The organism is Streptomyces oceani, from assembly GCF_001751245.1.
Lineage (GTDB): Bacteria > Actinomycetota > Actinomycetes > Streptomycetales > Streptomycetaceae > Streptomyces > Streptomyces oceani.
Genome location: NZ_LJGU01000137.1, coordinates 36,371 through 56,771, shown reverse-complemented (window position 1 = coordinate 56,771; position 20,401 = coordinate 36,371). Strand labels below are relative to the sequence as shown.

Sequence of the window (20,401 nt, the reverse complement as noted above, 5' to 3'; positions counted from 1 at the left end):
GCTGGCTCTACTTGAGGTGTAGACCGTGGGTCAGTGTGGACGCCGACGGTGTGCGGTGCGATGGACGCCATGACGACCACCAGGCACGATTCCGCGCGGGCTGCGGTAGAACTCTCGACCGTCCGTAAGGTCTACGGCGCGGGCGATCGCTCCGTCACCGCGCTGGACGGGGTCACCATCGATTTCCCGCCCGGCACCTTCACCGCCATCATGGGGCCCTCCGGTTCCGGCAAGTCGACACTGCTGCAGTGCGCTGCCGGCCTGGACCGGCCGTCCGAGGGGCAGATCACGCTCGCCGGTACCGACATCGGCCGGTTGGACGAGAAGAAGCGCACCCAACTGCGCCGTGATCACATCGGCTTCGTCTTCCAGGCGTTCAATCTGGTCGTGTCGCTGACCGCGGCACAGAACGTGGAGCTGCCCTCACGCTTCGCCGGGCGGCGGGTGGGGCACGAGCAGGTCGCCGCGGCACTCGCCGCGGTGGGCCTCGCCGAACGCGCCGGGCACCGCCCCGGCGAGCTCTCCGGCGGCCAACAGCAGCGCGTCGCCCTCGCTCGCGCGCTCGTCACCCGCCCCGACGTGCTCTTCGCCGACGAGCCCACGGGCGCGCTCGACACCACCACCTCGCGCGAGGTGCTCCGGATGATGCGGATGCTGGTGGACCGGGAAGGCCAGACCACGCTCATGGTCACCCACGACCCCCTGGCCGCCGCGGTCGCGGACGTCGTGGTGTTCCTCAAGGACGGCCACGTCGCCGACCGCATCGGGCTGTCAAGGGAGCCCGAGAGCCGGAACGCCGCCTCCATCGCCGCGCACATGGCCAGGCTGGAGGCGTGATGCTGGTCCTTGCGAACATCCGCGAACGCTGGGCCGGCTTCCTTGGGGCGTTCGTCGCCGTCATGACCGGTGTAGCCCTCATCACGACAACCCTGATCATCTACGATTCCTCCAGCCCCAAGGTTCAGCCCCGCTACGACGGCACCGCCGCACTCGCCCTGCCCGAACAGGCCGTCACCGAGGACGGCGTCCCCGGTGACCGGGTGCCCTGGAGCCAGGCTGAGGCCGAGCCGCTGCTCGAGAAGCTGAGCGCGCTCCCCGGAGTCTCCTCGGCGGTGGTGGACCGCTCCTTCTACGCCCAGGCGTTCCGCGGCGACAAGCCCGTCGGGGACGAGGACACCCTCGACTCCGGGCACGGCTACGCGAGCGCGCGACTCGCCCCCCACTCCCTCGTCTCGGGTCGTGCACCGGTCAAGGCGGACGAAGTCGTGGTCGACCGTTCCCTCGGGGTGCCCGCGGGGAGCGAGCTGACCGTCAACATCACCGCCGGCCGTACGGAGTTCAAGGTCGTCGGCACCGTGGACGGCCCCGGCTACTACTTCAGTGACGCCTTCGCCGCGCAGCAGCAACCCGGAGTCAGCACCATCGGCCTGCTCGCCGACGAGGGCGGCTCCGCCGGTGACATCGCGGCCGCGGCCAAGAAGGTCGTCGACGACGCGGGCACCGTCGTCTCGGGCGAAGGCCGCTCCGTCCTGCAAACCGAGAACGTCGAGCACAAGCGGTTCCTCGGCACGCAGCTCATCTCGGCCATGACCGTTCTCGGCCTGTTCACCACGGTGTTCGTGGTCGCCTCCATGCTGGTGCTCTCCACGGGGCTGCGCCGGCGCGAGATCGGGCTGCTGCGGACCATTGGCGCGGCACCGCGCCAAGTGCGCCACATGGTCCTCGGCGAGGCCGCGGTTGTCGGACTGCTCGGCTCGCTGGCGGGCTGTCTGGCGGGCGTCGCCGGCGCCCCGCTCCTGCGGAGCGTCCTCGACAGCCTGGACGTCACCCCGCCGGGCATGGAGGTGAGCGTCGCCGCGTGGCCGCTGCTCACCGCGACGGCGGTCGGCGTGGGCGTCAGCGTCCTGGGCGCCTTCGCGGCGAGCCGGATGGCGGCGAAGGTCGCCCCCATGGAGGCCCTGCTGGAGAGCGGTCGGGCCAACAGGATCATGGGCCGGGTCCGTTGGGTCAGTGGCCTGACCGTCCTGGGACTCGGCGGCGTCCTGGCCGTCGGCACCGCCACGGCCGCCGCGGACAGCAGGATGAACATGGCGATCTTCGCGACGATGACACTGATCGGGGCGACCGCGCTGCTCGCCCCGGTGTTCGTCGGGCCCGTCGGTCGCCTGCTGAGCGCACCGTTTCAGAAGTCCGGGTCGGCTGGGCCGCTGCTGGTGCGGGCCGAGATGGGTGCCAACTCGCGGCGCGCGGCTTCGCTGGCCGCTCCCGTTATCGCGGCCGTCGGGTTCGCTGTCCTGCTCAGCGGCATGGTGGAGACGATGCGGGTGGCCTATCCGGCGAGCGAGGCGCTGAAGCTGGAGGGTCAGCTCATCGTGACGTCGGACGGCACCCCCGGCAACACCGACGAGGTCGTCGCCGCCAACCCGGTGGGCAAGGCGGCCCTGCCGACCCGGGCCTTCGTCACCGGCGCGGACGACAGGACCACCGTCATCGACGTGCTCGGATCACGCGACGAGCGCTGGGACAAGCCGGGCCAGGCGGTCCTCGGCGAGCGGATGGCCGACAAGCTGGGCCTGGAGGAGGGGCAGCAGGCCCCGGTGCGGCTGGCCGACGGAAAGACCGTCAAGCTACGCATCGCTCACGTGCTGCCCGACGACCCGGCCCGCGGCGACTTCGTCGTATCCCGAGAGCTCGTCCGAACGCACGACCCGGCCGCGCTCACCGACGACATCTTCGTCCCGGCGGCGCACAAGCCGACCGAGGTCGTCCCCGGAACGGCCGTCCACGACGCTCTGGAGTACGCGCTGGACGACTACAACACCGACGCGAGACTGACCGACGCCCTGGCGGGCATGCTCATCGTCATCGCCGTCGGCTACAGCGCCATCGCCGTCGCCAACAGCATGGCCGTGACCGCGCACGGAAGGCGCCGCGACTTCGCGGTGATGAAGTCCGCGGGCGGCACGGTAGGGCAGTTGCTGATGTTCTCCGTCGGCGAGACGACGCTCGTGGTGACGATCGGCGCCGCACTGGGGGTCCTGGTGACGCTTCCGCCTCTCGCCGGCATGGCTTCCGGCCTTTCCCAGGCCACCTCGACCGACGTGGGACTGCACCTGGACACGGGCACCGTCGCCGCCGCGATCACCGGCTCCCTCCTGTTGGCAGTCACCACAACCGTGGCCGTCACCTGGAAGACCATGCGCCGAGAAGCAGGGTGAGGGGTGCTCCCCGGGACGGGGCGGCTCGAACATCACCCCCGGGGCGCCCCCTTCCCTCACGGCGAGCCACTCGCAGGATGGGTTGGTCACCCCGCCAGTGGGCCGGCCTCGGCCTCCAGTCGCGCCGCGTCTCGGAAGAACGCCGGGCACCGCGCCCGCGCGACCTGCTCCTGGCCGGCCAGCAACGCCCGCCCGCGCCCAGTGGTTCGCCCGCCTGGTCGACCCGCTGTGGTGGCGGGCACGCGCTGCCCTGTTCGAAGGCGGCGGCTACGACGGCGGGTGAGGGAGGCCGATCCTCGTCCGGATCGCTTCACGCACGGCGGAGTTGAGCCGTGTCCGTGCCGCCGGCGCGGACGACGTCCGTGACGGCGACGGGAGGCCGTGACGGTGGTGGAGCGCGTCCGGGGCGCTCCGTCCCGGGGCCCGCTCGGCGACCGGTACGGCGCCGAGCGGGCCAGCGCGGGCGTGGCGCCGTACGCGAGCCCGGCGTCCGCCGTGATGCCCCGTCCGAGGCGGGGAGCCCGTGGCGGGAACCCGTTCGCCCGGTAGCGTGCTGCCCGGACCGTCGGACGCCCTCCTCGAGGAGAAGCATGAAGCCACTCGCTGACCGGCTCTACCCGCAGGTCACCGACGGGGCCAGCACCGTGCGGTGGGTCCCACACGCCCGCCGGGTGCGCGCCTGGGACCACGGGCTGTTCGAACGGCTGGCGGGTCGGCGCTGGCCGGTGGGGGATCGCGTCCTGCCGCCGCTGAGCCGGGCGGCGAACCGTGGCGGGCTGTGGTTCTCCGTCGCGGCGGGCATCGCCGCCACCGGCGAACCGAGCGCGCGACGTGCCGCCGTACGCGGGCTGGCCTCGCTCGCTCTCGCCTCCGCCACGGTGAACACCCTGGGGAAGGGAGCCGTACGCCGTGCCCGCCCGTTGACGGACGCCGTGCCGGTGATCCGACGGCTGAGCCCGCCGCCGGTCACCACCTCCTTCCCGTCCGGGCACGCCGCCTCGGCCGCGGCGTTCGCGACCGGGCTCGCGCTGGAGTCACCCCGCTGGGGAGCGCTCGTCGCCCCGCTCGCCGCGACCGTGGCGTTCTCCCGCGTGTACACCGGCGCGCACTATCCGGGCGATGTCCTCGCCGGCGCGGCACTCGGAGTGGGGGCGGCCCTCGCGGTACGCGGCGTCGCGCCCAGCCGCGGCCAACTTCCACCACCTGCCCGTCCGTTGGCCGACGCCCCGGCGCTCGTCGAGGGCCGGGGGCTGGTCCTGGTGGTCAACCCCACCTCCGGGCAGCGGCTCACCGAGTCGCCCGGCGCGGCGGCGCGGACGAGTGTCACCGATCCGCCGGCCCTGGCCACGGTGCGCGCTCGACTGCCGGAGGCCGAGATCGTCCGCTGCGAACCCGTGGAGGGCGCGCTGGGCCGCGAGTTGCCCGCGGCGGCGGTACGGGCGTCCGAGCTCGGCGGGGCACTCGGCGTGGTCGGTGGCGACGGCACGATCAACACGGCCGCGCCGATCGCCGTGCGGCACGGGCTTCCCCTCGTGGTCTTCCCCGGGGGGACCCGCAACCACTTCGCCCACGACCTCGGCATCGACACCCCAGAGGACGCCTGCCGTGCGGTGGTTGACGGAGACGCGGTCGCCGTCGACCTCGCGCGGTTCACCGCCGTCCCGCGAGGATCGGGCCCACAACCGGCCGACGAGGAAGGTACCTCCGGCGTCTTCGTCAACACCTTCAGCCTGGGCTCGTATCCCGAACTCGTCCGCATCCGGGAGCGCTGGGCCACCCGCGTGGGCGCCTGGCCCGCCGGTATCCTCGCCGCCCTGCGGGTGCTGCGTACGGACCGTACGGTGGAGGCCGGACTGGGCGGCAGGCAACAGCCCCTGTGGCAACTGTTCGTGGGCAACTGCGCCTACCGCGGCTTCGGCCTGGCGCCGGTGCGGCGGCACGACCTGGCGGACGGTCTGCTCGACGTCCGGGTGGTGCACGGCGGACGATGGGCCCGCACCAGGCTGTTCGTCGCCGCGCTCACCAGCGTGGTGGACCGGTCACCCGTGCACCACGCCACGCGCTTGCGACGCCTGCGGATCAGCGACATACCGGCGGGCACGCTGCTGGCCTACGACGGCGAGATCGCCGCGGCGCCGCGCGAGTTGTTCCTGGACAAACGGCACGAGGCGCTCACCGTGTACCGGCCGCTGCGGCGCTGAGCCCCCGACGCCGGGAGCGGCCGTGGCCCTGGCATGCGGTGTCCCGCTCCCGCGGGCCCGGCTCAGAGTACGGATCCGGGCTCGCGTATCCACGCGTACGCCCGGTCCACGTCGAACTCCCGCTGGCCGCCGGCGAAGACCAGCCCGGCCGAGGCGACCGCCGGATCGGTCGCCCAGTGCGCGAGGTAGGGCACCGCGAGGCAGCGCATCCCGGCCCGCCGGGCCGCCTCCACCCCCGGCGGCGCGTCCTCCAGCACCACACAGTCGGCCGGCGTGACGTCCAGCCTACGGGCGGCGGCGAGCAGCACGTCCGGCTCGGGCTTGCCCCGGGCCACCTCCTCCGCGGAGACCCGGAGCGGCAGCAGACCGTCCAGCGGCGTGCCGGCGAGGGCGGCGTCGATGGCCGCGGGGGAGGAGCCGGAGGCGACGGCGAGCGGCAGACAGGCGGCGTGCAGCAGCTCGACGAGCCGCCGCATGGCGGGGAAGACCTCGCTGGAGCCGCCCGCGAGGCGGAGGTAGTGGGCGTTCTTCCGGGCGAGCAGTTCGGCCGCGGGGGCGGCGATTCCGTACCTCTCGCGGAGGGTGCGTACGGTCTCGTGGGTGCCGATCCCGATGAAGGAGGTGTGTTCCTCCCAGCTGAAGTCCGGCACCCCGTGCTCGGCGAGGAGGAGCCGGGTGGCCGTGAAGTAGTGCGGCTCACTGTCCACCAGGGTCCCGTCCAGGTCCAGGAGCACGGCGGGCGACGCGGGAAGACTCATGCCCCCAGGCTGCCAGGCGTCTCCCGTGCCGGTCGCACCGGTCGTCGCTCCGCCGCCGGGCATCCCGGGTTCCGCGCCTCGTACCACGCACGGTGTCCGCTCGCACACGCGCCGGCGACGCCGCCCGGTCCGGCTGCTAACGTCCACCCGATCAGCGACGTCGGCGGAAGGGCCCACACCGTGCCGAGCGACAGCCAGCAGCGCCTCCCCCACTCGTCGGCGGAGCCCGCGCGACCCGCACCGGAAGCGGACGGCCGTACGCCACAACAGCGGGCCTACATCGGCTCGTTCACCTCAGCCGGCGGTCGGGGCGTCACCACGGCCCGGCTCACCCCGGAGGACGGCGCACTGCACGTGACGCACCACACGGAGGGCACCCTCCCGGATCCGTCCTACCTCGCGCTGCGGGACGGCTGGCTGTACGCCGTGTCAGAGCGGGAGGCGGGAGCCGTGGCGGCCTTCTCCCGTACGGACCCGGACCGGCCGGCGTTGGTCGGCGAGCCGGAGCCGGTGGCGGGTGACTCGCCCACCCACCTCGCGCTCGCGGGCGCGCGCCTGGCGACCGCGAACTACGGCTCCGGCAGCGTGAGCCTCGTGCGGGTCCAACCGGACGGCACGCTCCAGGGACCGGCCCAGGTGCTCCCCCACCGGGGCAGTGGCCCGGACCCGGACCGGCAGAGCGGGCCGCACGCGCACGCCGTGCTGCCGGACCCCACCGGACGCTGGCTGCTCTCCGCCGATCTGGGCACCGACTCGATCTGGGTATACGACCTGGCCGAGCCGGACGAGCGCCCGCGGCTCCACGCGGAGGTCCCCCTGGAACCAGGCAGCGGACCGCGACAGTTGGCGTTCCACCCGGACGGACGGCACGTCTACGTCACCCAGGAACTGCTGCCGAGGGTGACCGTATGCGCCTGGGACGGCGACACCGGGACGCTGCGGCCGGTCTCGTACGTGGACCTGCGACCGCCCGAGAGCGCGGAGCTGAGCGCGTCGGACGCCGGTGCCGAGCCGCGTGGTTATCCGTCGCAGCTGGTGGTGGCCGCCGACGGGCGGTACGCCTGGGTGGCCGTGCGGGGGCACGACAGCATCGTCGTGCTCGAACCCGACACCACCGGAGACGAGTTGACGCAGCTCGCGGCCGTCGACTGTGGTGGCCACTGGCCACGGGACCTCAGCCTGCATCCGACCCAGCGCTGGCTGTACGCCGCCAACGAGCGCTCCGGCGACGTGACCTGGTTCGCCGTCGACCCGGGAACCGGTACGCCGCGACGCGCCGGCTCGCTCACGGCGCCCGGGGCCTCCTGCGTCGTGTTCGCCTGATCCCGCGCGCCTCCTGTGACCGCCGTAGGCATGTGGGCAGTGTCACCGTCCTGACCGAGCGCGTGCCCTTTACGATCGTGACCGGCGTCCCTCCGGCTGGACTCCGGTCATCCGACGGGTCACCCCGTCCCGGCATGAGGAGAAGTGTCCTTGTCCACCGCGCTTCCCGAGAGCTACTACCAGCGCATCGATGAGCACCGGTACAAGCCCACGGCTCACGCGGGAGGCGCCTGGGAGGTCGGGGACCAGCACTTCAGTCCGCTGGCCGGACTCCTCGTGCACGCCATCGACCGACACCGAGCCGCCGGCGCCGCCAACGACCTGGTCCTGGCGCGGATCAGCTACGACATCCTGGGCCGTATCGCCCTCGACGAGTGCGAGATCGCGGTGCGGACGGTACGGCCCGGCCGCACCGTCGAGCTGCTCGAAGCCCAGGTCGTCATAGCGGGGCGCCCGGTGGTCCGCGCTCGTGCCTGGCTGCTCGCGGCGGGCGACACCGGCGCGGTCGCCGACACCCCGGTCCAGCGAATCGCCCCTCCCGAGGAGTTCGCTCCGTGGGCGATGAACGACGTGTGGGAGGGCGGTTACATCGCCTCCGTCGAGATGCGTCGACAGGCGTCAGCCGAGCCCGGTCGGGCCGCCGCCTGGGTCCGCAGCGACCTCGAACTCGTCGCCGACGAACCGAGCAGCTCGCTCGCGTCCTTCGTCGGCCTCGTGGACACGGCGAACGGCATCGCCGTGCAGCAGCCGCCCACGCGGTGGATGTTCCCCAACGTGGACCTCACGATCCATCTCCACCGGCAGCCGGAAGGCCGCTGGACCGGTCTGGACACCACGGTCAGTTTCGGGCCGGCCGGGCACGGCCTCACCAGCACCGTGCTCCACGACGTCACGGGCCCGGTCGGCCAGGCCGAGCAGATTCTCACCGTACGGCCGCTGGCGCACGGCTGAGCGAAGCCCGTACGCGGGAGGGCGGCGAAGGCCGTGGCCGGGGAGGGCCGCACGCCCGGGCACGGCGGAGTGCCGCGGGAGTGGCGTCAGTGGACGACGTCGAGGACGTTCTTCTGCAGGCCGTTCGGGTACGCCTCGTGCTCGACCAGCTTCAGCCGCCGGGTGTCCTTGTCCGTATCGCTGAACAGCCGCTTGCCCGCGCCCAGCAGCAGCGGGAAGACGAGCAGGTGGTAGCGGTCGATCAGGCCGGCGTCCGAGAGGTTCCGGTTGAGGGTGGCGCTGCCGTGCACGATGATCGGGCCGCCCTCGGTCTCCTTCAGCGCCGCGACCTCGTCCAGCGAGCGGAGGAGCGTGGTCGAGGACCAGTTCGTCACCAGGTCCTGCTCGGCGAGCGTCGTGGAGACGACGTACTTCGGCATCGCGTTGTAGGCGGCGAACTCCTCCAACGTCGGCCACACCGAGCTGAACGACTCGTAACTGACTCGGCCCAGCAACATCGCGGTGGCTTCCCGCTGTTCCCGGTCCTTGATCTCGTACGCCTCGGGGAGAAACTCCACGTCCTTGACGGTCCAACCCGAGTTGCGGTACCCGGGTTCGCCGCCCGGGGCCTCCACGACACCGTCGAGCGAGAGGAAGGCGGTGCTGATCAGGGTGCGCATCAAGGGTCTCCTGGTGTCTCGTGGCCGTGTCACGGTGAATCCGGTCGGTGCTTGCGATCATCGATCGCGTCGACACCGCTTGTCTGTGACTGACCCCGGTTCGCGGAGAAACTCATCGGTCGCCACACGCCCGATACGACGCACCGATCGCGCACCCGGCTGGCGGGCGTGCGGGCCCTCCGGCCTACGGGTGCTGCCCAGGAGCGTACGCCTCAGCGCGCCGGCATCCCCGGCTGCTGCTGTTGGGGGAGGCCGAGCTTGGCGCCGTAGGTGGAGGCCACCAACTTGCCCAGCGAGGGGTAGGCACCCAACGGTTCCGCCACCGTGCAGGCGGCCTGCTCCGCGGCGGCCTCCAACAGTCCCTGTGGCACCTCCGGGCCGATGAGGCAAGGGGCCACCGCTAGTTGCTGGGAACCGGACTCCCGCAGTTGTTCGGCGGTACGGGCGACGGCGCCCTCCTCGTCCAGCCCGGCCGCCAGGACCGGGACAGCGAGCCGAGCGGCCAGCAGCATGCCCGTGATACCCGCGGCCTGCACCGCCTCCTCCCCGCCGAGGGTGGCCAGGATGATGCCATCGGCCGCCGTGGCCACCGTGAACAACCGGGCGCGGTCGGCTCGCGCGAGACCCGCCTCGGAGAGCTTCACGTGCACGCCCTCCGCCAGCAACGGGTGCGGGCCGAGCACGTCCGTCAACTCCGCGCCCGCCCCGCTGCTCAACACCGCCTGTCGGATCTGCCGGAGCTGCGCGGCGTCCGGACCCGCCAGCAGCGGCACCACGATGGCAGCTGGGCCGGCGGGGGTCGCCTCGTCGGTGGCGGCCTCACCGGGTGTGGACCTCCGCTCGGCGCTCAGTTCGCTGAGCACGGTGTCCAGCGCGGGAAACTCGTCTCCGCCGCCTTCCACGTAGCCGATCCGGGCGTCCAGGCCGGGGAGTTCCGAGCGAGCGATGCTCAGGACCTCACCAGCCAGACTCCGTGACTGGGCGGTGGGTGTGCCGGGCACCGCCAGCACCAGGCCAGGCGCGTTCTCCGGAGCGGTGACGGGCTCCGGTTTGCGGTGCCGGCCGGACCGGCGAGGGCGTGGCATTCGTACAGGCAAGCCATTGTCCGGCTCAGTGGGGGAGCTCATGTGCCCGAATGTTAATGCCTTGGTGCGGGTGGCCGGTTGTCCGGGGGAAGGTGGTCCGATTTATTAGCTTATGTCCGATGACTGTTCGGGTACGGCGGGTCACGCGTCAGTGCACGGTGAGAAGCCTGGCGTCTCTCGGCAACCCCAAGCCCACGGTCGCCATCTGGGCGGCGATGTGCAGCGCGCCGTCCAACGGGTCTCCCGTCGCCGTCACCACCCGCGCGTGCGGGAGGCGGGCGGCGAGTTCCGCGTGCACGGGGTCGAGGAGGGGCTGACCCATACGAAAGAGCCCGCCGGTGAGCGACACCTCGGGAATCGAGGCCGAAGCGGTCGTCCCGAAGTCTGCCGTGTCCCCGGAGCCGGGTGGCGGGCAAACCGCCGCGGCGCTGCGGGCGATCTCCACCGCGGCGTCCCGGAGGATCCCGGCCGGCACCGGGTCTCGTACGCCCTCCGCGCTGTACGAGGCGTCCGCGGCGCAGGCGGCGACCTCCGGCGCGAACGAGGCGAGCACCGCCGGCCGGTCCGTGCGGGGATACAGCTGCCCCGGCAGGCCCGGCACGGACCCGAACAGCCGCTCCGCCCGGGACAACAGCGCGGGTGAACCGCCCGCACGCCCGTCGTGCGCGCGCATCGCGGCCTCCAGGCCGGCGCGCCCGATCCAGGCGCCGCCACCGCAGTCGCCGAGGAGGTGACCCCAGCCGTCCGCCCGCCGCCAGGCGCGCAGATCGGTGCCGAGGGCGATCATCCCGGTACCCGCCGCCACGATCGCCCCCCGGGTCGCGCCGAGCGCCCCGGCATACGCGGCGACGCCGTCCGCGGCCAGCGCGAGACTGCGCACGCCCAGCGTCTCGGCCAGGGCTGTCGGCAGGTGCTCCCGGAGCGCCTCGCCCAGGGTCGCCATGCCCGCCGCGCCCACGCACACGGCGGCCACCCGGCCCCCACCCGCCCGCTCCAGCAACAGCCGAGCGCTCGGCAGCAGCACCTCGAGCAGGTGCTCCGGATCGATGCCGGCCGGCCCGGTGCGTACGGGAACCTCCGATACCCGGCGGCCCACCGGCTCCGGAGTGCCCGAGGCCCCTGCCGCCGCCAGGGCGGTCCGGAGACCGGAACCGCCCGAATCGACACCGAGCACCCAGGGCGCGCTCACGGCAGACGCCAGTCCACCGGCCCGGCTCCCTGCTCGGCCAGGAGGGCGTTCACCCGGCTGAACGGCTTCGAGCCGAAGAAGCCACGGTCGGCCGACATCGGAGAGGGGTGCGGGGACTCCACCGCCGGCAGGCCACCGAGCAGCGGACGTAGCTGCCGCGCGTCACGCCCCCACAACACCGCCACCAACGGCTTGCCACGCGCCGCGAGCGCGCGGATCGCCTGCTCGGTCACCTCCTCCCAGCCTTTGCCGCGATGCCCCGCCGGCTTCCGTGGCGCGGTGGTCAGCGCCCGGTTCAGGAGGAGCACGCCCTGCCGTGTCCAGGGGGTCAGATCGCCGTTCGACGGGTGGGGGAGTCCGATGTCCTGGGCCAGTTCCCGGAAGATGTTCTCCAGGCTGCCCGGCAGTGGTCGGACGTCCGGCGCGACGGCGAAGCTCAGTCCGACCGCGTGTCCCGGAGTCGGGTACGGGTCCTGCCCGACGATCAGTACCCGAACCTCGTCAAAGGGCTGCTGGAAGGCACGCAGGACATGCGAGCCGGCCGGTAGGTAGGTTCGTCCCTCGGAGATCTCCCGGCGCAGGAAGTCGCCCATCGCGGCGACCCGTTCGGACACCGGTTCCAGGGCCTTGGCCCATCCCGGCTCGACGATCTCGTTCAACGCTCGTGGTGCCACGAGCGGTTACCCTATCCTCCCTCCTGGCGACGAGGTCCACTTCCGGCCGGTCCGAGGCTCGTCGTACGGGCTTCTCGGGGCGGCCGGCAGTGGACCCACGCCACCGCGCGGAGCGGCCAACGCCTCGCGTCGCAGCGGGGCGGTGGCTGGTCAAGCAGCCATCGCCGCCCGTACGCACAGCACATCGGGTAGGTGACCGGCGAGCTGTCGCCAGCTGTCCCCCTCGTCCGCGCTGGCGAAAACCTCGCCGTTCCGGTTGCCGAAGTAGACGCCCAGGGGGTCAGCGACGTCCGTACACAGCGCGTCCCGCAGGACCGGCCCGTAGTGCGCCGTGTCAGGGAGACCGGCGCTCAGCTCCGCCCAACTGCCGCCCGCGTCCTCGGTCCGGTACACCCGGCACCGGCGTCGCGCGGGCACCCGGTCGAAGTCGGCGTTCAGCGGGAAGACGTACGCCACGCCGCCTCTACGCGGGTGGGTGACGACCGGGAAACCGAAGTCGGACGGCAGGCTGTCACCGATCGAGACCCAACTCGCCGCGTTGTCGTCGCTGCGGTAGACGCCCCAGTGGTTCTGCAGGTACAGCCGGTCCGGCTCCGCGGCGTCCCGTGCCACCTTGTGCACGCACTGGCCGTACTCCGGGAACCGCTGCTCCTCCGGCAGGAACGCCGCCTGCACGCCGGAGTTGCAGGGGGTCCAGCTCGCCCCGCCGTCGGTGGTGTGGTACGCGCCACCGGTGGAGACGGCGACCGTGACGGCACCCGGGTCCCGAGGGTCGACCAGCACCGTGTGCAGGCCGAGCCCGCCGCCACCGGGCTCCCACTCCGCACGCGTGGGGTGCTCCCACAGTGCGCGCACGAAGTCGAAGCTCACCCCGCCGTCCGTGGAACGGAAGAGCGCACCCGGCTCCGTGCCGGCGTACACCACGTCCGGCTGCGAAGCGCCGGCCGGCTCGAGCTGCCAGACGCGCTCCAACGAGGCGCCCGTGTCCGCGGGAAAGCGCACGGCGGGCTGCTCCGGCTCGATCCAGGTGGCACCCAGGTCATCGGAGTGGAAGACCGAAGGTCCCCAGTGCGCGCTGTCCCCGCCCACCAACACCCTGGGCGGTGCGCCCGCGCGGGGGACGAAGCCGACGGAGTAGATCGCCTGCGCGTTGAAGTGCGGACCGTCGAACTCCCATCCCGTGGAGTCCCGCTGGTCCACCGCTCTCCGGGCGAGGAACAGGCCCTTTCGTGTGCCTACCGCGAGGATGACCTCGGCCATGCTGTCGCACCGCCTTTCCGGACGTCGTTGTCAGAGTCGTCGAAGCTCCTCGCAGTCTGCCCCGCGCCACTGACAATCCGGTTCGGGAAAACGCCGATCCGCCCCGTGACCGGGGACGACAGCACCACCACCACAACCGCACGCGGTCGCGGTGCTAACGCTGATTCGGCATCCGCGTGCCGTCCAGGCTCTCCTGGACGGAGATCGGCTCGCGTTCCGGCGGCATGCCGAACTCCCAGTCCAGTCCGTAACGCCCGAAGAGTTCCGCCCGTAGCCGCTCCATGGGCATCGGTGCCCCCGGGAGCAGGATCGCGACCACGGCTCCCATCAGCAGGGCGCGCAGCAGGGGGTACTCGTTGTCCGGGTCGGAGGAGCCGTACACCGTGACGGCGCGATGCAGCTGCGCGGCCAACTGCTGCTGCTCCTCGCACTGCACGAAGCCCTCCTGCTGCAGGATGCCGGCCATGTGGGCCCGCATCAGCACCGGACGGTCCCGGCCCAGGCCGAGGATCGCGTCGATCGCTCGGGCCAGCATCTGGCGGCCCGCGTCGGGCCCTTCCGGGAGCGGTCGGCGGTCCAGCGCCTCTGTCAGGGTCAGCTGCATCAGGCGGTGTACGGCGGACTGGAAGAGATGCCGCTTGCCGGGGTAGTAGTACGAGATCAGGCCGCGCGCTGAGCCCGCGCGGTCCGCGATGTCACCCAAGGTGGTGGCCTCGTAGCCCCGTTCACCGACGAGGTCGACCGTTGCTTGGAGCAACCGTTCGCGGGAGCGTCGGCGCAACTCTTCATTGACCGATGCGCTCCGAGGGGACATGCTGTACTCCTGCGTTGACTGGTTCAGAGCCAGTATACTTACCGGACCGTCGGGTTCCGTATCGCTGCGGACGTAGGACCCGACTCGGCTGGGCGGTATCGGGGCGACGCGGGGGATCGCCTCGATACCGCCAGCCCGCCGGGCGGCTTACCCGCGAGGACGAGGGGGCGCGGGTCAGCCGACCCGGTCGAGTACCGGCAGCAGTCCCTTCGTTCGCTGTGGGACCGGCAGGTGCTCCACCAGGTGCACGGCGCAACCCAGACGCGCGGCCCCGCCGTCGTTGCGCCGGTCGTCGCCGACCATCAGGACGTCCGCCGGCGGAAGGTCCAGGGCCGCGCAGACGAGACGGAACAGTTCCGCGTCCGGCTTCTGACAGCCGTGTTCGTAGGACAGGGCGTACGCGTCCACGTAACGGTCGAGGCCATGGGCGCGGAAGACCGGCCGCAGGTCCCAGCCGATGTTGCTCACGACGGCCACCGGCGCACCCCGCTCGGACAGCGAGCGCAGGACCTCGCGGGTGTCCGGGTAGGGCTGCCAGGCCGCCGGCAGCATGTGGCGCTCGTACAGCGCGGCAGGCAGCCCCGGGTGGGGCAGTTCGACCTGGCGCGTGAGCTGTGTGTACGCGCTGCGGTGCAGCTCCGGACTGATGTCACGGCGCTCCCACACCGAGCGGAGCCGCGGCGGAACCTCCCGCGGAGTGCTGCCCCCGGGCAGCGCGCCCACCTCCTCCAACCGTCGCGCGTACGCGGCGACTTCGGCTTCCGACAGCACGACTCCCAGTGCTTCCGCGGCTGCCGTCAGCCAGCTCGCCGTGGCCTCCACCCGCAGTAGCGTGCCGGAGAAGTCGAAGAGCACACCCTTGATCGTCATACGGGCGATCCTCGCGGTCCGAGCACGCTTCCCGCCACCTCGGCGTTCGCGGCCGAACGCCTCGGGTCACTCGTCCGAGCGCGCCGACGGCCCGGTGCGGCGCCGTGTGGTCTCGATCCCGGTCAGTACGGCCCGAGCCGGCCACATAGCGATCGCCAGCCCCAGCAACGAACCCACCACGACATCCGTGAGCCAGTGCACGCCCAGATACACCCGGGTCCAGGAGACTCCCACGACGGAGACGGCCGCTGCCCCCAGTACCAGCCACCGGAGCCACCGGCGCGAGTCGTACGCGTACACCAGGCCGACCAGCAGGCCGCAGGCCAGGGCCGCGGTCATGGCGTGGCCGGAGGGCAGGGCCGCGAAGTTCGCGGAGTCGACCGGCTCCTCCCACCGCGGGCGCTCCCGGCCCAACACCGCCTTGAGCAGTTGCTGCAGAAGCGTCCCGAAGACGGCCAGCACCAGGAGGCGTACCGCGGACGCCCGTTGGGCGCGCCACCACAGCCACAGGACCGTCACGGCGAGCACAGCACGCATGGTCCAGGTGTCCCAGACCCAGTCGGTGAGTACCCGAGCGGTTCCGGTCCAGCCGGGGTGGCTCAACGCCGACTCGTGCAGGGAGCGCGCGACCCGCCTGTCCAGGTCGAGCAGCGGCTGCCAACCCAGTTGCACGAGGAGGACCAAGCACGCGCCGAGCGCGGCGAGTAGCAGGGCGGCGCGGGTGCTACCGACCGTGGCCGCGGAGTCGGCGGACGGGTCGCTGGAACGGGGCCGTGGCGGCGTGGGTGTCGACATGGTCCGATCGTCACGTACGGCCGCCCCAGGGCACTAACCGAGGGCCGTGAGTCCCGGCACGAACGCCACCGCCAGGGGCACCACCGGCACCAACGACGCCACGACGCCGGTGCGCAGTCTGCGGCCGATCGGCAGTCGGGGGGCGGGGGCCAGCAGCCGATGCACGCGCTGCGGCACGAGCGAGCGCGCCGCCGAACCGGGGCCGAACACGCCGCGCTCCTCGTTGAGTTCGACGAGGGCCAGAGCGATGGTCACCCGACCGTAGCGGCGCGAGGCGACATCGTCCGCGGCCAGTTCGACAAGCCGGTGCACCTGGTCGTGGAAGGCGCCGAAGACGGGCACGCGCCGGAAGCCACTGGCGAGCGCCCCCGAGCAGTGCAACAGCCAGTCGTGCCGGGCACGGGCGTGCCCCTGCTCGTGCTCGAGCACGGCGTCCAACTGCCGGCCGCGCAGCCGGCGCAGCGCCGCGGTGGTGATGACCAGTTGGGGGGCGGAGCCGGGAAGCCACCAGGCGTCGGGGCGCTCGCCCTCGAGGACGACCAGCGGTTCCGCGTCCGAAGGTGTCTCGCCCGGCAACCGGGGAGCACGATCCCGCAGCTCCGCCCGCCGAGCGCGACGTCGCAGTCGCGCGTCCCGGATCTCCCGCAGCAGCATCGCGCCGGTCCAGGCGCCTCCGCAGGCCAGCAGCAGTGCGAGCGGCGCGGCCCAGGTCTCCAACGCGCCCAGCTGGTACGCCTCCATCACGCCCTCCGGCGCGGGGGCGAAGACGTGGCCCCGTACGGCCTGCCAGGCCGCCGCGGCGGACAGGGACATGGCCAGCACGCAGCACAGCAGCACGCTCGCCACGACGCACTGCCACACCCACAGCGCGAGCACCGGCTCACGGTCCGGCCACGAGGAGCGGGTGAGCACGCGCGGGGCGACGGCGGCGGCGACGGCGCCGAGGGCCAGCAGCGCGAGGGGGACCAACATGGAGCCACACTACGCTCCGCGTTCGGGCCGCGTTACGGGAGGTCAGCTCGAAGTGACGCATCCCTCACCGGCACCGACGAGGACCGCGCCCCGGGGAAGCCGCCTCAGACTCCGGCGCGGTACCGGAGCGGATGGTCGGCCGGCACCTCCACGAGGCAGATACGCACCCCGTCCGGGTCCTCGATCCAGCACTCCACCAGCCCCCAGGGCTCCCGCACCGGCGGACGGAGCACCACCGCGCCACGGGACACCAGCTCCTCGTGGGCGGCGGCCACATCCGCGACCTGGAGCCACAACCGCATCCCGGGCGCGGGAGGCTCCGGCGCGCGACCGGAGACCTCCAGAAAGCCGCCCCCGAGGAAGTAGACCGTGCCTCGCTCCGGGCCGGTGCCGAACTCGCGGTAGACGGCCAGCTCCAGGGTCTCGCCGTAGAACCTGCGGGACCGTTCGGGGTCGGAGGGCCGCAGCAACACCCGGCTACTCAGTACGTGCACCATGCCCGGAGCCTACGCTCCGGCCAGGCTCGGTACCCTCACCTCCATGGAGGAGGCACAGATGGACGCGGGGGCGGACGCGGGAGTGGAGATACGGATCGCGGGGGAGGCGGACGTGCCCGCGCTGGTGGCGCTGATCGAGTCCGCGTACCGCGGTGACGCCAGCAGGGCGGGCTGGACCACGGAGGCGGATCTGCTGGCGGGCCAGCGCACCGACGCGCGAGCCGTGACGGCGGTGATCCAGGATCCGGGCAGCCGGATGCTCGTCGCGGAGCACGCGGCGGAGTCCAGCGACCCGGTCGCCTGTTGCCAGCTGGAACGCCGAGGCGCGCACGCCTACTTCGGGATGTTCGCCGTACGGCCCGGCCGGCAGGGCAGGGGACTGGGCCGAAGCGTCCTGGGCACGGCGGAGCGGACGGCCGTGCGGGACTGGGCCGTCCGAGAGATGCACATGACGGTGATCGTGCAGCGCGAGGACCTGATCGCCTGGTACGAGCGGCAGGGTTATGTCCGTACGGGCAGCCTGAGCCCCTTTCCGTACGGTGACGAACGCTTCGGGCTGCCGCGGCGCCCCGACCTGGCCTTCGAGCTGTTGGTCAAACGGCTTGACTGACGGCGCGGACGATCTCGGGCCGATCGGTGACCACCCCGTCCAGCCGCAGCTCGCGGGCACGGTCGAGGTCCTCTTCGGTGTTCACCGTCCAGCTGATCACCTTGATGCCGGCGGCGTGACAGCGCTCCACCGTGTCCGCTTCCAACCAGCGCAGTTCCAGCGACACCATGCGGGCGCCCAGCTCGCCCGCCCTTTCCGGGGCGGTCGCGGAACTGCGCCCGGCGACCAGCACCAGCGGCGTGGCGGGCAGCTGTTCCCGTACTCCGCGCAGCGCGTCGTCGTGGAAGGAGATGACCGTGACGCGCTCGTGCAGCTTGCCCTCCGTGATGGCCCGCGCGAGCCCGTGCGCCGCCGCGCGATCCTTGATCTCCGCCTGTAGCGGAGCCCGTACGGAGCGCACGACCTCCTCGAAGGTCGGGATGCGCTCGCCGGCGCCGGCGTCGAGTTCGCGCAGTTCGGCAAGGGTGAAGTCGCTGATCGGGCCGGAGCCGTCGGTGGTGCGGTCGAGCTCGGCGTCGTGCATGACCACCAGGGCCCCGTCCTTGCTCAGGTGCAGGTCCAACTCGATCGCGTCGAGTGGTTCCCGGTCGGCCCGCCGGAAGGAGCGCAGGGTGTTCTCCGGCTCGACACCCATGAGTCCGCGGTGTCCGACGGTGAGCAGTGACACGGTGTGCTCCCAGTAGTCCGTCCGTATGCCGGCCGTGGTCCGGCCGGGCCTCCGTCGGGTAGGCCCGGCCGGATGCCGGGGCAGCTTACCGGTACTACCGGGTACATGGGGACGGTGGGGAACACGGAGTCCACGCGGACGGTATGGCGTTGATGTGAGTGATGGCAGGCAGATTTTCGACTGATCGTGCTTCACGCAGGAGAAGTTTCAGAAGGGGCACTTTGCGGGGAGCCTGTCTGGTGGATATCGTGAGCTGACAACATTTTCTCCTGTGGAGTGGTGGTCATGACGGAAATTCTTTCGCCGGTGAGCGCGGACAGCGGCACTCCGTCCACCCAGCGCGTGGTGGAACACCCCGCCTGGCCCGTGCTCAAGGAAGCCGTGGAGGCCATACGTCCGGCGCAGTCCAAGGACGGCTCGATCGACTTCGACGCGGAGGGCGCGCCCAGCCAGGTCGACGTCGAGACGACCCTGGAGCGCGTCGTGTCCGCCGTGCAGGAGCTGGCTCCCCTGCTGCCGCATGACGCGGACTATCTCCACGCGCTCGTCGGCGACCTGCGGCGCTGGGCAGCCGAGGGATTCGGGGTGCCCGACTTCCTGGACTCGCTGCTGGCCTTCCAGCCCGCCCACACCCGCGCGGACGGCCTGGAGCACCTCGTCGTCTTCGCGATGTACACGCAGAACGGCAACCCAGACCGGAACCTCGAGGCCGTCGTGGTGCGCATGGTCTGGCCCGAGTGGCTGGCGGAACTGGAGCGCACCCGGTACGACAACGCGCTGTTCTGCGGCATCACCTTCGAGGACTTCACCTCCGGCTACGACACCAACTCCGCCGTGCTCTTCCCGGAGACCATCGCCGTCCGCGAGGCGCCCGCCCGGTTCTCCTGGGGCGCGATCTTCTGTGATCGGGAGGCGGCCCGCTTCCGCCGCGTCGTCGACGCCGCCCGCCGGGTCACGAGCCTCGAACTCCCGGACGAGGCACACGGCCTGCTCACCGACCAGGAGCGTTGCCAACAGGCGTTCGTCCTGTGGGACATGGTGCACGACCGCACGCACAGCCATGGTGACCTGCCGTTCGACCCGTTCATGATCAAGCAGCGTCAGCCGTTCTGGATGTACGGCCTGGAGGAGCTGCGCTGTGACCTCACGGCCTTCCACGAGGGGGTCAAGCTCGAGGCCGACGGCTTCCCGCAGGGCCGGGACGTGCAGTACACGATGCTGCTCGACAGGCTCTTCCGCTTCCCGGTGACCGGGCCCCGCAACCGCAACTACGACGGTCTCGGCGGCCAGTTGCTCTTCGCCTACCTGCACCAGAACGACGCCCTGCGCTGGCGTGACAACAAGCTCACCGTGGACTGGGAGCGAGCGCGGCAGGTGACCGTACGACTGCGCGAGGAGATCGAGACGCTCTACCGGGAGGGCATCGACCGGCCGAAGATCGTGCACTGGTTCCGGGCGTACGACCTGGTCTCCCGCTATCTGGCCCCGCATCCCGGGTCCACCTGGGCGAAGGGCCCGGACGCGTTGGACCTGAGCCTCCCGCCGCGGAAGCTGGTGGACGAGGTGCTCCCGGACGAGTTTCCGCTCAGCATGTTCTACGAGGCACTCGCGAAGAAGCTGCGGGATGTGATCACATCGACCAAGGGGATCACGGCGGAGTCCGCCACCCCGGTAGCCGCGTGACGGCGGGACGACGGACGAGGAGGCGGCGGCCATGACCAGCAGCACGAGCACCGACAGCGGCGAAGCGGGGGGCAAGGCCCTGGAGGGGGCCGTCGTCGCCGTCGCCGGAGCCGCCGGCCCGGCCGGACAGGCCGCGCTGGTGCGGTTCGCAGAGGCCGGGGCCACCGTCGTCGCC

At 72.1% G+C, this 20,401-nt stretch carries 19 protein-coding genes; 7 read left to right on the top strand and 12 right to left on the bottom strand.

Translation table 11 applies throughout. From position 1 onward, the window contains the following. The first annotated feature begins 69 nt into the window (after window positions 1-69). The 3 genes from AN216_RS19715 to AN216_RS19705 all read left to right on the top strand — a co-directional run bounded on the left by AN216_RS19715 (window position 70) and on the right by AN216_RS19705 (window position 5,419). Window positions 70-837 (top strand): ABC transporter ATP-binding protein, encoded by a 768-nt coding sequence (locus AN216_RS19715; RefSeq protein ID WP_070198094.1) that lies wholly within the window; start codon window positions 70-72, stop codon window positions 835-837. Further along, window positions 837-3,218 (top strand): ABC transporter permease, encoded by a 2,382-nt coding sequence (locus AN216_RS19710; protein ID WP_070198030.1) that lies wholly within the window; start codon window positions 837-839, stop codon window positions 3,216-3,218. The genes AN216_RS19715 and AN216_RS19710 overlap by 1 nt, the downstream gene beginning before the upstream one ends. A gap of 590 nt (window positions 3,219-3,808) precedes the next feature. Next, window positions 3,809-5,419 carry a bifunctional phosphatase PAP2/diacylglycerol kinase family protein gene (locus tag AN216_RS19705; protein WP_070198029.1) on the top strand — a complete coding sequence of 537 codons (1,611 nt, stop codon included), beginning with the start codon at window positions 3,809-3,811 and terminating at the stop codon, window positions 5,417-5,419. Between the two features lie 62 nt (window positions 5,420-5,481). Here the strand turns inward: AN216_RS19705 and AN216_RS19700 are convergent, their stop codons facing one another. Next, window positions 5,482-6,177, bottom strand: a complete 696-nt coding sequence (locus AN216_RS19700; RefSeq protein WP_070198093.1) for an HAD family hydrolase — start codon at window positions 6,175-6,177, stop codon at window positions 5,482-5,484. Between the two features lie 279 nt (window positions 6,178-6,456). Here AN216_RS19700 and AN216_RS19695 point away from each other — a divergent pair, with 279 nt between their 5' ends. Further along, entirely contained in the window at window positions 6,457-7,500 is a 1,044-nt protein-coding gene (locus AN216_RS19695) for a lactonase family protein (RefSeq protein WP_070198092.1), read from the top strand. A 144-nt stretch (window positions 7,501-7,644) separates the two neighbouring features. Next, window positions 7,645-8,451, top strand: a complete 807-nt coding sequence (locus AN216_RS19690) for a thioesterase family protein (protein ID WP_070198028.1) — start codon at window positions 7,645-7,647, stop codon at window positions 8,449-8,451. 86 nt (window positions 8,452-8,537) lie between these two features. On the opposite strand, the gene AN216_RS19685 is transcribed toward AN216_RS19690, so the two are convergent. From AN216_RS19685 to AN216_RS19640, 10 genes are all read right to left on the bottom strand, one after another. After that, complete coding sequence (locus AN216_RS19685) at window positions 8,538-9,110, bottom strand: dihydrofolate reductase family protein (protein WP_070198027.1); 573 nt, start codon at window positions 9,108-9,110, stop codon at window positions 8,538-8,540. Window positions 9,111-9,322: 212 nt separating this feature from the next. Continuing rightward, window positions 9,323-10,237: a sirohydrochlorin chelatase gene (locus AN216_RS19680; protein WP_170843174.1), complete on the bottom strand. Its 915-nt coding sequence runs from the start codon at window positions 10,235-10,237 to the stop codon at window positions 9,323-9,325. 106 nt (window positions 10,238-10,343) lie between these two features. Next, a complete protein-coding gene (locus tag AN216_RS19675; RefSeq protein ID WP_338059268.1) occupies window positions 10,344-11,384 on the bottom strand; it encodes an N-acetylglucosamine kinase in 1,041 nt (346 codons plus the stop codon). Then, entirely contained in the window at window positions 11,381-12,058 is a 678-nt protein-coding gene (locus AN216_RS19670) for a uracil-DNA glycosylase (RefSeq protein WP_070198024.1), read from the bottom strand. The genes AN216_RS19675 and AN216_RS19670 overlap by 4 nt, the downstream gene beginning before the upstream one ends. Window positions 12,059-12,208: 150 nt before the next feature. After that, entirely contained in the window at window positions 12,209-13,318 is a 1,110-nt protein-coding gene (locus tag AN216_RS19665) for a WD40/YVTN/BNR-like repeat-containing protein (protein WP_070198023.1), read from the bottom strand. 154 nt (window positions 13,319-13,472) lie between these two features. Continuing rightward, on the bottom strand, window positions 13,473-14,132 hold the full coding sequence (locus AN216_RS19660) for a TetR/AcrR family transcriptional regulator (protein ID WP_070198022.1): 660 nt from the start codon (window positions 14,130-14,132) through the stop codon (window positions 13,473-13,475). A 174-nt stretch (window positions 14,133-14,306) separates the two neighbouring features. Beyond that, window positions 14,307-15,002, bottom strand: coding sequence for an HAD family hydrolase (locus AN216_RS19655; RefSeq protein WP_070198021.1), 696 nt, complete (start codon window positions 15,000-15,002; stop codon window positions 14,307-14,309). 66 nt (window positions 15,003-15,068) lie between these two features. Then, window positions 15,069-15,797 carry a phosphatase PAP2 family protein gene (locus AN216_RS19650; RefSeq protein WP_070198020.1) on the bottom strand — a complete coding sequence of 243 codons (729 nt, stop codon included), beginning with the start codon at window positions 15,795-15,797 and terminating at the stop codon, window positions 15,069-15,071. A 33-nt stretch (window positions 15,798-15,830) separates the two neighbouring features. Beyond that, window positions 15,831-16,769, bottom strand: a complete 939-nt coding sequence (locus tag AN216_RS19645) for a M56 family metallopeptidase (RefSeq protein WP_070198019.1) — start codon at window positions 16,767-16,769, stop codon at window positions 15,831-15,833. A 104-nt stretch (window positions 16,770-16,873) separates the two neighbouring features. After that, a complete protein-coding gene (locus AN216_RS19640) occupies window positions 16,874-17,266 on the bottom strand; it encodes a VOC family protein (protein ID WP_070198018.1) in 393 nt (130 codons plus the stop codon). A 43-nt stretch (window positions 17,267-17,309) separates the two neighbouring features. Here AN216_RS19640 and AN216_RS19635 point away from each other — a divergent pair, with 43 nt between their 5' ends. Beyond that, window positions 17,310-17,876 carry a GNAT family N-acetyltransferase gene (locus tag AN216_RS19635; RefSeq protein ID WP_107402044.1) on the top strand — a complete coding sequence of 189 codons (567 nt, stop codon included), beginning with the start codon at window positions 17,310-17,312 and terminating at the stop codon, window positions 17,874-17,876. On the opposite strand, the gene AN216_RS19630 is transcribed toward AN216_RS19635, so the two are convergent. After that, complete coding sequence (locus AN216_RS19630; protein ID WP_070198017.1) at window positions 17,860-18,543, bottom strand: glycerophosphodiester phosphodiesterase; 684 nt, start codon at window positions 18,541-18,543, stop codon at window positions 17,860-17,862. The two genes, AN216_RS19635 and AN216_RS19630, sit on opposite strands and share 17 nt — an antisense overlap. 285 nt (window positions 18,544-18,828) lie before the next feature. Here AN216_RS19630 and AN216_RS19625 point away from each other — a divergent pair, with 285 nt between their 5' ends. Beyond that, window positions 18,829-20,226: a DUF6421 family protein gene (locus AN216_RS19625; RefSeq protein ID WP_070198016.1), complete on the top strand. Its 1,398-nt coding sequence runs from the start codon at window positions 18,829-18,831 to the stop codon at window positions 20,224-20,226. Window positions 20,227-20,401: the final 175 nt, after the last annotated feature.